The organism is Hydrogenoanaerobacterium sp. (assembly GCF_032017025.1).
GTDB lineage: Bacteria > Bacillota > Clostridia > Oscillospirales > Ruminococcaceae > Hydrogenoanaerobacterium.
Genome location: NZ_DALZQO010000006.1, coordinates 118712 through 133864, shown reverse-complemented (window position 1 = coordinate 133864; position 15153 = coordinate 118712). Strand labels below are relative to the sequence as shown.

The 15153-nt window shown below is 44.0% G+C and carries 12 protein-coding genes and 5 tRNA genes; 11 read left to right on the top strand and 6 right to left on the bottom strand.

From position 1 onward, the window contains the following. Window positions 1–19: 19 nt before the first annotated feature. The 11 genes from RTV33_RS05795 (at window position 20) to RTV33_RS05745 (ending at window position 8107) form a co-directional block, all read left to right on the top strand. Window positions 20–95, top strand: a tRNA-Val gene (locus RTV33_RS05795). 5 nt (window positions 96–100) lie between these two features. Beyond that, window positions 101–177, top strand: a tRNA-Asp gene (locus RTV33_RS05790). 22 nt (window positions 178–199) lie between these two features. After that, window positions 200–275, top strand: a tRNA-Phe gene (locus RTV33_RS05785). A gap of 3 nt (window positions 276–278) precedes the next feature. After that, a tRNA-Gly gene (locus RTV33_RS05780) sits at window positions 279–354 on the top strand. 58 nt (window positions 355–412) lie between these two features. Continuing rightward, a tRNA-Cys gene (locus tag RTV33_RS05775) sits at window positions 413–486 on the top strand. Window positions 487–624: 138 nt separating this feature from the next. Then, window positions 625–1956 (top strand): MATE family efflux transporter, encoded by a 1332-nt coding sequence (locus RTV33_RS05770; protein ID WP_312642466.1) that lies wholly within the window; start codon window positions 625–627, stop codon window positions 1954–1956. Between the two features lie 128 nt (window positions 1957–2084). After that, on the top strand, window positions 2085–2822 hold the full coding sequence (locus RTV33_RS05765; protein ID WP_312642464.1) for an N-acetylmuramoyl-L-alanine amidase: 738 nt from the start codon (window positions 2085–2087) through the stop codon (window positions 2820–2822). A gap of 33 nt (window positions 2823–2855) precedes the next feature. Next, window positions 2856–4241, top strand: a complete 1386-nt coding sequence (gene radA / locus RTV33_RS05760) for a DNA repair protein RadA (protein ID WP_312642463.1) — start codon at window positions 2856–2858, stop codon at window positions 4239–4241. A 326-nt stretch (window positions 4242–4567) separates the two neighbouring features. Continuing rightward, the gene (locus tag RTV33_RS05755) at window positions 4568–5626 is read left to right on the top strand and encodes an efflux RND transporter periplasmic adaptor subunit (RefSeq protein WP_312642461.1); all 1059 of its coding nucleotides are present in this window, start codon (window positions 4568–4570) and stop codon (window positions 5624–5626) included. Then, window positions 5623–6810, top strand: coding sequence for an ABC transporter permease (locus RTV33_RS05750; RefSeq protein WP_312642459.1), 1188 nt, complete (start codon window positions 5623–5625; stop codon window positions 6808–6810). Before RTV33_RS05755 ends, RTV33_RS05750 begins: the two co-directional genes overlap by 4 nt. A 289-nt stretch (window positions 6811–7099) precedes the next feature. Beyond that, window positions 7100–8107: a tyrosine recombinase XerC gene (locus tag RTV33_RS05745; protein ID WP_312642457.1), complete on the top strand. Its 1008-nt coding sequence runs from the start codon at window positions 7100–7102 to the stop codon at window positions 8105–8107. A 23-nt stretch (window positions 8108–8130) separates the two neighbouring features. Here the strand turns inward: RTV33_RS05745 and RTV33_RS05740 are convergent, their stop codons facing one another. The 6 genes from RTV33_RS05740 to ileS form a co-directional block, all read right to left on the bottom strand. After that, window positions 8131–9078, bottom strand: coding sequence for a transketolase family protein (locus tag RTV33_RS05740; protein WP_312642455.1), 948 nt, complete (start codon window positions 9076–9078; stop codon window positions 8131–8133). Between the two features lies 1 nt (window position 9079). Continuing rightward, window positions 9080–9925, bottom strand: coding sequence for a transketolase (locus tag RTV33_RS05735; protein WP_312642453.1), 846 nt, complete (start codon window positions 9923–9925; stop codon window positions 9080–9082). Window positions 9926–9949: 24 nt separating this feature from the next. Beyond that, complete coding sequence (locus RTV33_RS05730; RefSeq protein WP_312642451.1) at window positions 9950–10777, bottom strand: HAD family hydrolase; 828 nt, start codon at window positions 10775–10777, stop codon at window positions 9950–9952. Between the two features lie 13 nt (window positions 10778–10790). Continuing rightward, a complete protein-coding gene (locus RTV33_RS05725; RefSeq protein ID WP_312642449.1) occupies window positions 10791–11708 on the bottom strand; it encodes an RluA family pseudouridine synthase in 918 nt (305 codons plus the stop codon). Next, window positions 11698–12207, bottom strand: a complete 510-nt coding sequence (gene lspA, locus RTV33_RS05720) for a signal peptidase II (RefSeq protein WP_312642447.1) — start codon at window positions 12205–12207, stop codon at window positions 11698–11700. The genes RTV33_RS05725 and lspA overlap by 11 nt, the downstream gene beginning before the upstream one ends. A gap of 113 nt (window positions 12208–12320) precedes the next feature. Next, complete coding sequence (gene ileS, locus RTV33_RS05715; RefSeq protein WP_312642445.1) at window positions 12321–15113, bottom strand: isoleucine--tRNA ligase; 2793 nt, start codon at window positions 15111–15113, stop codon at window positions 12321–12323. Window positions 15114–15153 lie beyond the last annotated feature (40 nt).

Sequence of the window (15153 nt, the reverse complement as noted above, 5' to 3'; positions counted from 1 at the left end):
CAAGGAAACAAAATGATGTGGGAGCATAGCTCAGCTGGGAGAGCATCTGCCTTACAAGCAGAGGGTCACAGGTTCGAGCCCTGTTGTTCCCACCACATTTGGCCTGGTAGTTCAGTTGGTTAGAACGCTAGCCTGTCACGCTAGAGGTCGTGGGTTCGAGCCCCATCCAGGTCGCCAATTTCTTTGCCTTAAGCGATATGCCTTTGTAGCTCAGTTGGTAGAGCAGAGGACTGAAAATCCTCGTGTCGTTGGTTCGATTCCGACCGAAGGCACCATTTGCGGGTTTAGCTCATTTGGTAGAGCGCCACCTTGCCAAGGTGGAGGTAGCGAGTTCGAACCTCGTAACCCGCTCCATAAAAAATGATAGGGCATTTAGTAACAGCTAAGTGCCTTTTCATCTATAATAAGGTATGGCGCCATAGCCAAGCGGTAAGGCAGAGGTCTGCAAAACCTTTATCCCCGGTCCGATTCCGGGTGGCGCCTCCAAAAAAGAGATGGACACTTTGTGTTCATTTCTTTTTTTATCTATTTCATTATGCTTGTAAACCCCTTGACAATTACAGTGGCATGATATACTTTAGATAAGCTGAATAAAAAATACTAAATTGATTTGGGGAAAATTACATGAATGATTTGCAACAATATAACGATAGACATGCAATGTTAAAACTTACATGGCCTATCTTTATCGAACTTACATTGCAAATGCTGGTAGGCAATATGGATCAGATTATGGTAAGCCGTTTTTCGCAAAATGCAGTTGGTGCTATTGGTAACGCCAATCAAATTATGAATGTACTGTTGCTTACCTTTAGTGTCATCAGTATGGCTACCACAATTTTAGTTTCACAGTATCTTGGGTCAAACAGCTATCAGCGAGTGGCTGAAACCTATACCATTGCAATTGTTTTGAACCTTGCTTTTAGTCTTGTGGTGAGTATTGTTCTGGTTGGCTTTAATGAACCACTTTTTCGATGGATGCATGTACCGGCCGAACTTATGCGGGAGTCAAGCCAATACATTAGCGTGATTGGTGGGTTTATCTCTTTACAGGCAATTTTTTTAACCTTCTCGGCTATTTTTCGCAGCAATGCATGGATGAAAGAATCGATGTACATTTCTGTGGTAATCAATTTACTTAATATTATAGGCAATGCTATCCTGATTCCGAAATTAGGTGTTGTGGGGGCTGCAGTTTCAAGCAACATCAGCCGGTTTATTGGTGTTATTTTAATCGTAGTGATTTTTCTCAGAAAATCACCTATTAAAATTGCACTGCGGCATCTGAAGCCATTTCCTATCAGACAGCTAAAATCGCTGCTTGCCATTGGGCTGCCGTCTGGCGGCGAATCACTCTCCTATAATTTTTCACAAATTGTCATTATGAGCTTTGCCAACACCTTTGGTACCGTATCAATCAACACCAAGGTATACGCCGGCATGTTTGCAATGCTATCATACCTATATGCTTCTGCTATCGGGCAGGCGCAGCAGATTGTCGTAGGCTATTTCATCGGTGCAAAAATGTTGGATGAAGCCTACAACGGTGTACGCAAAACGCTAAAATCTGCGGTTATGATATCGATTGCAATTTCTGCAACCTTATTTTTGTTCAGCGGATTTATCTTTGGGCTACTTACCGACAACCAGGAGGTTATTGCACTTGGCAGAATGATTATGGGAATAGAGGTTGTGCTTGAAATGGGCCGTGCAGTCAATATAGTTCTGGTACGTGCTCTGCAGGGTACAGGAGATATTCGGTACCCTACGCTTATCGGTGTTGTATGCCAATGGATTGTTGCGGTAGGCGGTTCATTCTTGTTTGGCGTAGTGCTTAATATGGGGTTGGTTGGTATCTGGATTTCCATGGCAATGGATGAATGCATTCGTGCCGCTATTTTTTTGATACGCTGGAAAAGTGGAAAATGGCGTAACAAAAGTTTGATTCAAGCCTAGATTGTATTTTACCCTCTGCCAGCAGCAGAGGGTTTTTGTTTACTATAGAAGTCTTTTAGAGTATAATAATAACCATCATGCATATCAGTGACAGGGTTTCGCATAGCCTTTTATCGGGGTGATGCGGGATGAATACTGTAAAGAAAAAATTTCTATTAGTAACTTTGATATTGTCGTTTTTAGGGCTGTCGATTGCTTATGGAATAATGTTGGAGCTGGATAAAGCAAAGCCGGTAATTGCTACTGTTACAACATTACCAACCATTGTAATTGATGCAGGACATGGCGGTGTGGATGGGGGAGCAGTTGGTATCCATAAAGAAATTGAGAAGGATATCAATCTTTCCATAGCGATTACACTGAATACCATGCTCAAAGCGAGCGGTTATAATACGGTGATGACACGAGAGACGGATATTTCAATTCATGACCCGCAGTACACCACAATACGTCGGCAAAAGGTATCAGATATCCAAAATCGGCTTAAAATTGCCGAAGAGACACCGAATTCAATCTTTGTCAGTATTCATCAGAACCGCTTTGAACAGAGCAAATATTACGGCGCTCAAATTTTTTATAGTACCAATAACGCAGAGGGAAAGATCCTTGCGGAGACCCTGCGCACGCAGTTTAAAACGTTGCTGCAGCCCGAAAATGAACGGGAGACCAAGCCCGCTCAGAAGAATCTTTATATTCTTCACCATGCAACTTGCCCGGCAGTACTGGTTGAATGCGGCTTTTTATCCAACCCGCAGGAGGCCGAACTGCTTTCAACCGAAGAATATCAGCAGAAGGTGGCTTTTACAGTTTACACAGGGTTAATGAGTTATTTGGAAAATGGAGCCACAGGGCTTGCGGAGGACTAGACATAGCGGCTTCTGCCGCAGGAGGACGTACATATGGCAGGAAAAATTAAAACAGTATTTGTATGCAATAATTGCGGGTTCGAATCACCGAAATGGTACGGAAAATGCCCCGAGTGCGGAGAATGGAACAGCTTTGCAGAAGAAACACGGGCACCTGTAAAAGCTGCAATTGCGAGCAAGCAGCAACTCATGCTTTCGGTGCAATACGACGCAGCCTATGTTTCGGGCTTAAACGAGGTAGATTCAAGTGAGGAACAGCGATATAAGACGGGGCTCAATGAATTTGACCGAGTATTAGGCGGCGGTATTGTACGAGGCAGCCTGGTACTGTTGGGCGGTGATCCCGGTATCGGTAAATCCACCATCCTTTTGCAGATGTGCCAATATCTTTGCGAGCGGCTCAAGGTACTGTACATTTCAGGTGAGGAGAGCAGGGCACAGGTGAAGCTGCGTGCAAACCGTTTGGGTGTCACCACAGACAACCTGCTGCTAATGGCACACACAGATATCGAATATGTTGTGAGTGCCATACAGGCAAATAAGCCCGATGTAGTAATTGTGGACTCGATTCAAACCATGGTGGCCTCAACCGTCAGCTCCAGTTGCGGCAGTGTGTCACAGGTAAAGGAGTGTACACAGATTCTCGCGCGCCTTGCTAAGAATGAGAATGTTTCAATCTTTATTGTAGGGCACGTCAATAAGGATGGTGCGATTGCAGGGCCTAAGGTGTTGGAACACATTGTGGACACGGTGTTGTATTTTGAGGGTGAGCGAAATTTATTTTACCGTATTCTGCGCGCTGTGAAAAACCGCTATGGCTCGACCAATGAAATTGGTGTGTTCGAAATGTGCGATACCGGGCTGCGCGAAGTAGAAAACCCTTCCATGATGCTGCTTTCCGGTAAGCCAAGCGGTGTTTCGGGTACCTGCGTTGTGTGTGTTATGGAGGGGTCACGACCGATTCTTGCAGAGATACAGGCATTGGTAAGCAAATCAAACTTTGGTGTTCCGCGCAGAATGTCCACTGGTTTCGATTACAACCGTGCCGCACTCCTCATTGCTGTTTTGGAAAAGCGCGGCGGATATTTTTTTGGGAACCTGGATGCTTACATCAATGTGGTAGGTGGCTTAAAACTCGACGAGCCGGCAGTTGATCTTCCGGTGGCACTTGCATTGGTCTCCAGCCTGCTGGATAAGCCCGTGAGCGACAATGTCATCGCATTTGGAGAGATTGGGCTTGCAGGCGAATTGCGTGCTGTTACAGGGGTAGAGCAGCGTATTAAGGAGGCACAGCGCATGGGCTTTGAGCGCTGTATTCTACCCAAGACTTGTCTGAAAGGGCTCGACAAAACAAAATACGACATCGAAATTATTGGTATTCGCTCCATCGGTGAAGCTTTCTCTTATGTTACACTCTAATCAAACCGTCCGTCACTCTTGACGGACGGTTTTTTTTGTAAATTGGTATGTCTTGCTATGGGCTGATTCTGAAAAGCAGGGGAGGCAGCACGCACAAAGTACAGGCATCCCTGTTCCGTTATTTCGCGGGGATTGGTCACACTGGTGATGCCCTCCAGACAGCAGTATCCGTCTTGCTGATTTCGGCAATTTCGATCACATGGAATCATCAACATTGAAAATATACCCCTTTCAAATGATAGTTGCAAAACTTTCTTTTCTTCTCATAAACTGGCTGTTCTATGACAAAATAAGTCTTGTGAAGATATTAGAAAGGAATGCTGCTTATGAGATTGAAAATTGCACTATCTGCAGTAACCATATTTTTCGTCTTGTCCATTGCGTTTATACCTACAATGATTTTAACCTCGGTAACAAGGGTGGACATAGCCCCTGTAAAATCTCAAACATATCAAAATACGATCCATTGTAACGGGGAAATTATTGAGAAGAGCGTTAAAGAAATTTATCTGGAGACACCCGTAATCGCAAGCCAAATTAATGTTGAGATTGGTGACCGAGTATACAAAGGACAAAAACTGGCTGCAATTGATACCAAACTTACAAAAACAGTATTGTCCGGCGGGGCTACAGCAACCGATCTTGATGAGGATCCCTCCTCAAACGTCGACATAAATAATCTGGCTGCGCAATATGGGTTTTCGCAGGGAGATATCCAATCCGTGATGGGACAATATAAAAATGCAGCCGTACAGCAAAACAATGCAGGGTTTATTCCAAATGAGATCTCTGCACCAATGAATGGTATTGTTACAGCAATCAATCTGCAAACCGACGTGTTGACAACGACACAAAAACCTGTGCTTGTGGTGAGCGACGACAGAGCGTATGCGGCACGCGTTTCGGTAAATGAGGCCGATATCGCACAGATACAGATAGGTAATGAGGCCATTTTAACCGGAATAGGTTTTGGAGGCGAACGTTACTATGCAACAGTATCACGAATCTATCCTACAGCGCGCAGAATTATAAGTGGAACGGTACAACAGACCATTGTAGATATTGAGCTTTCCATTCAAAATGCGGATGGAAAGCTCAAGCCAGGATATTCTACAAAAGCTGTCATTGCTATACAGCCCAATAGAGAGATGTTTACCATCCCCTATGAGGCCGTACAGCAGCAGCAGGATAACCGCGAATACGTTTATGTTTATCATCAGAATCGCTTGCAGAAAAGATATATTGAAACAGGGATGGAGCTCATCAATTCGGTTGAGGTCGTAAATGGCTTGAAGCAAGGTGAATGCGTAGTGGTTAATCCGGATAATGTAGAGGATGAAGATAAAATTGCCTACGCGGTTACTCAAGGAGGTGCTGTTACGTGAGAGAATATGTTAAGTGTGCGCTTCGAAATCTGGGGCGCAAAAAGTTTCGTACTATTCTCACTATATCCAGCATCGCCATTGGAGTTGCTTCCGTTGTTTTGATCTCGACCATCGGCGACGTAGGGAAGTATGCAATCAACGAAGAACTGAGCAACCTTGGTATAGGGTCTTTGTCAATCAGTGTTAATAAGCAGCGTAAAGACATCAAATTAAAGCAATCTGACCTTGCAGCTATCAACAGCATCAGTCAAGTGGAGAGTGCTATTCCAATTATGATGGAATATTCGAGCCTCTCTATGCGTGGGCTTGCAGCCAATGTAGCAATATGGGGGATTGATGCCGGTGCAAATCAAATTATTTCAATAAGCCCAAGCTATGGGCATTTATTCACGCGCAGTGACATCGCGTCGGGCAGCAATTATTGCCTGGTTGATGCCAATACTGCAAAAGGATTTTATGGAAGGGAAAATATAGTTGGTAAACAAATGAGGCTTTTGATTGGAGGAAGCTATGAGGATTTTACGGTAGTTGGTGTAGTAGCGTCTGGCGGAAATGCAATGCAAAATTTGATTGGGGAATATCTTCCGATGTTCGTTTATGTACCATATACAACGATGCAGCGCCTGTTAGGCCGCTCTAATTTTGATCAAATAGCCGTAAAGGTACAAGACAGCACCATAATCGATCAGACAGCAAATGATATTCTGCGAGGTCTTGAGGTTGCAAACCGAACGAAAGGTGGGTATAACATTGAAAATGTTGCCCGGCAAAAGGATAAATTAAATAATCTTATGAACATTGTCGCAACCATACTATCTGCTATTGCAGGTATTTCACTGGTTGTGGCAGGCCTTGGAATCATGACTGTCATGCTGGTTAGTGTCAATGAACGTACACGCGAAATTGGTATTAAGAAATCGATTGGTGCTAACCGTGGAATTATTATGTATGAATTCCTTACAGAAGCATTTACAATTTCAATGATTGGAAGTATTATGGGAACAATTGTTGGTGTTTTACTTGCGGTAACGGGCTGTGTTTTATTTGGAATTAAAATGTTGCTTAATCTGCCAATGATAGGCTTGACTATTATTTTTGCAGTGGTTTCTGGTGTTATTTTTGGTGTTTATCCATCATGGGTTGCAGCAAATTTGAGACCGGTGGATGCACTGCGATATGAGTAAGTAAAAATTTCGATTTAAGATCAGTTTTATTTGATAGTGGAATTACTGCATTGAAATTTTACCTTATCGTACCTGTGCATTATATGAAATATCTAAACAATATCGCTCGTGCTAAAATCGAGAGGCAGTTAAATAAAATACTTGCGTATATAGATAGTGTGTGATATACTGGAAGAAACCCCCTCTAATTTCGCTAAATTAAAATTTAGCGAAATTAGAGGGGGTGCAAAGCAGGTACGTTTAGAAAAGCACTATATTGTAGCATAAAATTAAGGATGATGGAATTGACATGAATACTAACATTTTAAATGACTGCCCTCAGTATCTGAGAGATTTCTTGTTTTATATGGAAACGATCAAGGGTCGCTCATCGCGCACGGTCGAGGCGTATTACATAGATCTTCGTACATTTTTGCGGTTTATAAAACGACATAAAGGCTTAGTCGATAAAAAGACGGTTGATACAGACATTAAAATTGCGGATATAACGATAGATATTATCAAACAAATAACTCTATCCGATATTTATGAGTTTTTAAACTACGCTTTATCCGACCGTGAAAACAGTGCAAAAACTCGTTCTCGTAAGGTGTCTTCTCTTCGCTCATTTTATAAATATCTGACAACAAAGGCAAATTTGTTTGAAGAAAACCCTGTATTGGATCTTGAAATACCGTCTTTTAAAAGGAGTTTGCCGAAGTACTTATCGCTGGAAGAAAGCCTCGAATTGCTTACTCATATTGATGGTAAGGATCAAGCACGTGACTATTGTATTATTACGCTTTTTTTAAACTGTGGAATGCGGCTTTCCGAGTTGGTGGGAATCAATCTGGCTGATATTAAGGATAATAATACGCTAAAAGTTACCGGTAAAGGAAATAAAGAGCGAATTTTGTATTTGAATCAAGCTTGCCTGGATGCAATTGCAGCCTATAAGCAGGTGCGCCCTGTAGTACAGACTACTGATAAAAATGCCCTTTTTATTTCAAAGCAAGGGCGTAGAATCAGTAACCGGCGTGTAGAACAAATTGTGGACCAGTGCCTAAAAACAGCGGGTTTAAGCGGTAAAGGCTATTCCACACATAAATTACGGCATACTGCGGCAACTCTGATGTATCAGCATGGCGGCGTGGATATTCGCTTGCTGCAGGATATGCTGGGACATGAAAACCTAGGCACCACCGAGATTTACACCCATGTCTCCAGTAAGCAATTGGAAGAAGCCGCAAAGAAAAATCCATTATCGGGTGTTAAACAGCGAAAGGTATCTTCAAAAAAAGAAGGCACTGAGGATTAATTCCCCAGTGCCTTTTTAAAATCTTATTTATTCAGTACTTTTTTGACAGTTGCAGTAATGTTTTCTGCACTGAGCCCAAACTCTTTGAGCAGGTCGGCCGCCGGGCCGGAATGACCAAAGCAATCGTTAACACCAATTTTGGTAACAGGTACAGGGCATTCTTCGCACAAAACGCTTGAAACAGCTTCGCCCAATCCACCAATGATGTTATGTTCTTCAACAGTCACAATCTTCCCTGTCTCTTTTGCCGCTTTGATGATTATCTCGCGGTCAATCGGTTTAATGGTATGGATGTTAATCAGCCTTGCGTCAATTCCCTCTTGCTCCAAAACCTTAACCGCCTTCAAAGCCTCGGAAACCATCAAACCGGTTGCTACAATCGTAATGTCTTTACCGTCACGCAGAGTTATACCCTTGCCCAGCTCAAATTTATATCCGTTATCAGGGTCATTAAAGCTCTCTACAGCCAAACGACCAAGGCGAATGTAAACCGGGCCATGGTGCTCTGCAGCAGCCTCTACCGCGGCAGCCATCTCATAATGGTCCGCAGGATTTAAAACAACCATGCCGGGGATAGTTCTCATCAAGGCAATATCCTCACAGCACTGATGAGTTGCACCGTCCTCACCTACCGAGATACCGGCATGCGAGCCTACAATTTTAACATTCAGCTTCGGATAGCCCACCGAGTTGCGAACCTGCTCAAAAGCACGCCCAGCCGAAAACATTGCAAAGGATGCTGCAAATGGAATTTTACCACAGGTTGCCATACCGGCGGCTACACCAATCATATTGCATTCTGCAATGCCGCAGTCTACAAAACGTTCGGGGAATTTCTTTTTAAACATAACAGTTTTGGTTGCCTCCGCAAGGTCTGCATCCAAAACAACAATATCGGTATTTTTTTCAGCCAAAGCGGTTACAGCCATACCAAAGCTTTCACGGGTTGCTTTTTTCATTACTTCTGCCATATTATTTGCCCTCCAATCCGGAAAGTACCTGATTCAATTCATTCATAGCAGTCTCATACTGCTCAGCGTTGGGAGCTGCACCATGCCAGCCAACCTGGTTCTCCATAAAGGAAACATCCTTACCTTTTACGGTTTTTGCAATAATTGCAGTAGGCTTGCCTTTGGTTTCTCTCGCCTTTACAAACGCTACATCCAATTCATCAAAGTTATGGCCGTTTACCATAATAACTTCAAAACCGAATGCGGCAAATTTCTCATCAAGAGGCTCTGGGTTGCATATTTCTGCAATCGGTCCATCAATTTGCAGGCCGTTGTTATCTACAATTACACAAAGGTTATCCAGCTTGTTAAAGCCTGCAAACATTGCGGCCTCCCAAACCTGTCCTTCTTCGCACTCACCGTCGCCCAGCAAAGTATAAACTCTAAAGTTTTTCCCATCCATTTTGGCCGATTTTGCCATGCCGCATGCAGCTGAAATCCCCTGCCCTAACGAGCCGGAGCTCATATCAATACCGGGAGTCCCCTTCATATCGGGGTGACCCTGCAACATTGCACCAATATGGCGCAGGCTTTTCATCTCATCCATCGGGAAATAACCTTTGAGTGCTAAAGTTGCATATAACCCCGGGCAGCAGTGACCTTTGGATAATACGAAGCGGTCTCTCCCTTCCATTTTAGGGTTCTTAGCATCTACATTCATCTCATGAAAGTAAAGATAAGTATAGATGTCTGCGGCAGACAAAGAACCTCCGGGATGACCGGATTTTGCGTGATATACGCCCGTAATGGCGCCCATTCTGATTTTACAAGCGGCTATTTTCAGCTCTTGTTTCTTCAAATCATTCATTTTCTGTCCTCCATATATCTTAAATTATTTACCCGCAAAGTAATCTTCCAAATATTCTACAACGTCGCCTAAAACGCCATCCTTAGCGTGGCACACAACAAGCTTGGCAATAGCCTTTGCTTCGTCAATCGCGTTTTCGGGGGCAATTCCCAGCCCTACAACACGCAGCATATCCAGATCATTATTATAGTCCCCAACAGCAACAACATTTTTCATGTCAATGCCTAGCTGTTTGGCTATTTTTTTAATGCCATTCCCTTTTGATATTCCTTTGGGAACCATTTCATAATATAACTCACTTGAGGCTACAAAGTCAACATCAGAAATTTCCAGACTGTCAGCGTATGCACGGAATTCGGAGGCGTCTTCTTTTGTAGTAATCAACAGAGCTTTGCGCCATTCCATAGACTGCAGTTTTTCTATTGATGTAAAATCGATATAATATTTCATGAAATCAGGACTGTTGGTATCAATATCTGCACGAGTATAAACCGAGTACATCTTCTCATCTCCGCCCATAATACGGATATTCGCGAGCTTAGAATGTTTCATAAAATGCCTTAAATAGTCAGCAGCTGTTTGTGGCAGATATTCATTGTATGTAAATTCCTGCTTTTCTAAATCATAGATGCAGGAGCCGTTGACCAAAATGAGCGGCGCACGAATATCGAAGAGCTGCACAAACTGCTGCGCCAGCTCGAGGTGTCTCCCTGTTGCAACTGTAAAATGCCCGCCCTGAGCCTGAAAACGTTTGATCGCATCGATATTGCGTTGAGGAATTACACCGAATTTGGGGGAAATGGTTCCGTCAATATCCGAAACCAATAGGATGTCCTTAAACCTTTGTTCCAATTTGAGAACCACCTCACTGTCTTAAAGTATTTAGAAAATCTATAAAATAATTAGGAAGATCAGATGTAAACTCGAGATATTCGCCCGTTGTCGGATGGATAAACCCAATTACCCTCGCATGCAGGCACTGACCCTCCAAAGATTTTATCACCTTTTTGGGTCCGTAAACCTCATCACCTGCTACAGGATGCCCGATGTATGCGAGGTGCACCCTAATCTGATGAGTTCTTCCTGTTTCAAGGCGACAGAGTAAATGCGTAAAACCATTGTAACGCGCCAGTACTTCAAAGTGCGTTACTGCATTGCGGGAATTCTTTTCGATTACGCACATTTTTTTACGGTTGGTAGGGTGTCTGCCAATCGGCGCATCGATTGTTCCGCTATCTTGTTTGACATTTCCATATACAACAGTCTCATAAATACGTGTAAAGGTATGTGCCTTTATCTGCGCTGCCAGAGCGGTATGAGCCTTATCATTCTTTGCTACAATCAGCAATCCGCTCGTATTTTTATCAATGCGATGCACAATGCCGGGGCGAATCACTCCATTGATGCCGGAGAGGTCGCCCTTGCAGTGGTGAAGCAATGCATTTACCATGGTTCCATCATAATTTCCTGCGGCTGGGTGAACCACCATACCTTTCGGCTTATTGACAACCAAAAGATCACTGTCTTGATAGATGATTTCCAAGGGAATATCCTGCGGAGCAATATCGAGCTCTTGCGGAGCAGGAATCGTGACTTCAAGCATATCACCTGGCCGCAGTTTATAATTTTTGCCTACAGCCTTGCCACAAACAAGCACCATGTTCTCGTCACACAAGCGCTGAGCTGCAGTGCGTGTGATGCCCGGTGCATGCCCTGCGATCCATTTATCTATACGAACAGTGGCATCCTCCATCGGTATTTCAAACTGAAGCTTATTCAGCATGATCTTCCCCATTCTCTTGCGCATGTTTCTGTACTTCCAGCCGCTGTTTGTCTTTACCCTCAAAGAATAAGATGTAGGTTGCCAGTAGAACAGTACCGATAACCACGCAACAATCGGCAAAATTGAATATAGCAAAGTTAATTAGCCTGAAGTCGATGTAATCAACCACAAAACCGCGCCCAATACGGTCAATAAGATTACCAACACCACCCGCGATAATAAGCGCGACCGACCAGATTGCCAAGTTGCTCTTTAGTTTTTTCGAGAGCAATAGTACGATTGCTGCAAGTGCAACCAAAGAGGTTACGCCAATCAGAAACCATTTTTTATCTTGTAGAATATTGAATGCTGCACCGTAATTTTCAACATAGGTCAGGTGCAACACATCTTGTATCAGCGGAATGGTCTCCACTTTTGTCAGCACGTCCAGTGCCCATAGTTTGATTGCCTGATCCACGCCAATTAAAACAAGTGCGGAAATCAAAGCGATAATTACCACTGTTTTTCCTCCAATCGCTTCCGGGAGCTTAAGTTGTATGGTATAAAACTACTTAAACAGCTTGAACCAAAATTTGCGGTGGGTCAGCGCGACACACCGCAAATACAAGGTACTTATTTGAGTACAGAAGCACAGCGTGCACATAGTGCAGGATGTTCGGCACATTTACCGACAGTTTCACTATAAATCCAGCAACGCTCACATTTTTCGCCCTCTGCAAGTGTTACAGAAATTTTAAGCCCCTCAACTTCGCTCACAAACTCGCCCTGCAAATCTTTCACAAGCTCAACACTGGAAACGATAAATGCGGTTGCCAGTTCATCTCGAACAGAGGACAGGAAATCATACAATTCACCATCGCAGTGCAGAACAACCTTAGCCTCAAGAGATTTTCCAATTTCTTTGGCATTGCGCTTTTGTTCCAGTGCTTTGTTGACATCATCACGTACTGCATGGATTTTGTTCCATTTCTCCATGAACTCCTCTGTTACGTTGACATCAAAGTGCTCCGGCATCTGGTTATACATAACCGATGCTGCGTCCTCGTCCTTACCGTGCTTCATAGAACCCCAGATTTCCTCTGCGGTAAACGGAATAATGGGAGCAATCAGTCTGGTAAGACCGCTGAGAATTGTATAGATCGCAGTCTGTGCGGAGCGTCTTTCTTTACTGGTTGTAGCTTCACAGTAAAGTCTGTCTTTGATTACATCGAGGTAGAAGTTTGACATATCAATGGTGCAGAAATTGTGCACTGCATGGAACGCAACATGGAAATCAAATTTCTGATAGGCATCCTTAACCTTTTCGGTAAGTGCATTAAACTGTACAATTGCCCACTTATCCAGTTCAGCCATGTCGGCAAAAGAGACGCTATCGGTATCGATGTTAAAATCATAAACGTTTCCGAGGATATATCTTGCGGTATTGCGGATTTTACGGTATTGCTCGGAAAGCTGTTTCAAAATCTCTTTTGAAATTCTGATATCGGCATGATAATCGGAGGAAGCAACCCACAAACGCAGAATATCTGCGCCGTATTCTTTGATAATTTCCTCCGGCAAAATTCCATTTCCAAGCGATTTAGACTGCTTTTTACCCTCGCCATCAACCACCCAACCATGGGTGCAAACTGCTTTATAGGGCGCGGTGCCTTTCCAAGCAACCGCAGTCAGCAGAGATGACTGGAACCAGCCGCGATACTGATCAGCACCCTCAAGGTACAGGTCAGCCGGCCAATGTGTAAGGTCGCCACGGCCAGTAAGAACTGCAGCATGTGTAATGCCGGAATCAAACCAGACATCCATGATATCTTTCTCTTTGGTGAATTTCTTACCGCCACAATGCGGGCAGGTAAATCCATCCGGCAAAATTTCTGCCGCTGATTTTTGATACCATGCATCAGAGCCCTCTGCCGCAAATAGCTCGGAAACCGCGTTGATGCTCTCATCGTTTACGACAAATTTGCCGCAATCATCACAATAGAAAATTGGGATAGGTACACCCCAAACACGCTGACGCGAGATGCACCAGTCGCTTCTATCGCGAACCATGTTAACGATTCTGCCCTCTCCCCATTCAGGAATCCACTCAACCTTGTTAATCGCCTCAATGGTCTGCTCTTTAAAATCTTCAACGGAACAGAACCATTGCTCGGTTGCACGGAACAAAATTGGGCTATGGCAACGCCAGCAGTGCGGATACTGATGAACAATCTTCTGCAACGCAAACAAGGAACCGGTTTTATCGAGATACTGTGCAATTGTTTTGTTGGCATCGGTAGTGGAAAGACCGGCAAACTGTCCTGCTTCCTCCGTGAGAACACCCTCGCTGTCAACCGGAACAATAATGGGAATATCGGGATAGTGATTAACACACACTTCAAAGTCTTCGACACCGTGACCAGGGGCAGTATGAACACAACCTGTACCGCTCTCTAATGTGACATGCTCGCCGAGAATAATGGGAGAGACACGGTCGAGGAACGGATGCTTGTAGGTAATATGCTCAAGCTCACTGCCCGCCAAAGCGCCAACAACTTCATAGCTTTCAATCTTGGCAGTTGCCATGGTGGAAGCAAGCAGCTCGGTCGCAATCACATAGTATTCATCGTCTACCTTTACAATGCTGTACTCGTACGCGCCGCCCAGACAGATCGCCAGGTTACCGGGCAATGTCCATGTGGTGGTGGTCCAAATTACAAAATAGACCTTGGAGGGATCAATGCCCATAGCAGAGAATTTGCCTTTATCGTCTACAACATTAAATTTTACATAGATCGAATGGCATGGATCCTCTTCATACTCAATCTCTGCTTCTGCAAGAGCGGTATTACAGGTAGGGCACCAATAAACAGGCTTTAAGCCTTTGTAGATATAGCCCTTCTTTGCCATCTCACCAAAAATCTGAATCTGCTTTGCCTCCAGCTCGGGCTGCAGAGAGAGATAAGGGTGATCGTAGTCTCCGATGGAACCCAGACGTTTAAACGAATCTCTTTGCAAATCTACATAGCTGAGTGCGAATTCACGGCAGCCCTTACGAAGCTCTACGGGCGAAAGCTTTGTTTGATCGCCACCGATTTTCTTTCTTGCTTTGAGTTCGATTGGCAGGCCGTGGGTATCCCAGCCCGGAATATAAGGCGCCTTATAGCCCGTCATGTTTTTGCTTCTGACGATAATATCTTTCAGCACCTTGTTGAGTGCCGTGCCAAGATGGATATCGCCATTTGCATACGGAGGGCCATCATGCAGCACATACAGCGGTTTATCTGCATTTTTTTCAATCATCTTGTAGTAGCGGCGATCTTCTTCCCAAGTTTTAAGCCAATCGGGCTCACGCTGGGGCAATGCTGCTCTCATTGAAAAATCTGTTTTGGGCAGATTTAAGGTCTGGTTATAATCCTGAGACATTTAATTACTCTCTCCTTAATATTTTATATATCTCACAGTA

Bases quoted from the DNA above. Each gene is read 5' to 3' on its own strand.
- RTV33_RS05725 (WP_312642449.1), bottom strand. From the start codon at position 11,708: ATGCTGAATAAGCTTCAGTTTGAAATACCGATGGAGGATGCCACTGTT.
- ileS (WP_312642445.1), bottom strand. From the start codon at position 15,113: ATGTCTCAGGATTATAACCAGACCTTAAATCTGCCCAAAACAGATTTT.
- RTV33_RS05745 (WP_312642457.1), top strand. From the start codon at position 7,100: ATGAATACTAACATTTTAAATGACTGCCCTCAGTATCTGAGAGATTTC.
- RTV33_RS05735 (WP_312642453.1), bottom strand. From the start codon at position 9,925: ATGAATGATTTGAAGAAACAAGAGCTGAAAATAGCCGCTTGTAAAATC.
- RTV33_RS05755 (WP_312642461.1), top strand. From the start codon at position 4,568: ATGAGATTGAAAATTGCACTATCTGCAGTAACCATATTTTTCGTCTTG.
- RTV33_RS05770 (WP_312642466.1), top strand. From the start codon at position 625: ATGAATGATTTGCAACAATATAACGATAGACATGCAATGTTAAAACTT.
- RTV33_RS05740 (WP_312642455.1), bottom strand. From the start codon at position 9,078: ATGGCAGAAGTAATGAAAAAAGCAACCCGTGAAAGCTTTGGTATGGCT.
- RTV33_RS05765 (WP_312642464.1), top strand. From the start codon at position 2,085: ATGAATACTGTAAAGAAAAAATTTCTATTAGTAACTTTGATATTGTCG.
- radA (WP_312642463.1), top strand. From the start codon at position 2,856: ATGGCAGGAAAAATTAAAACAGTATTTGTATGCAATAATTGCGGGTTC.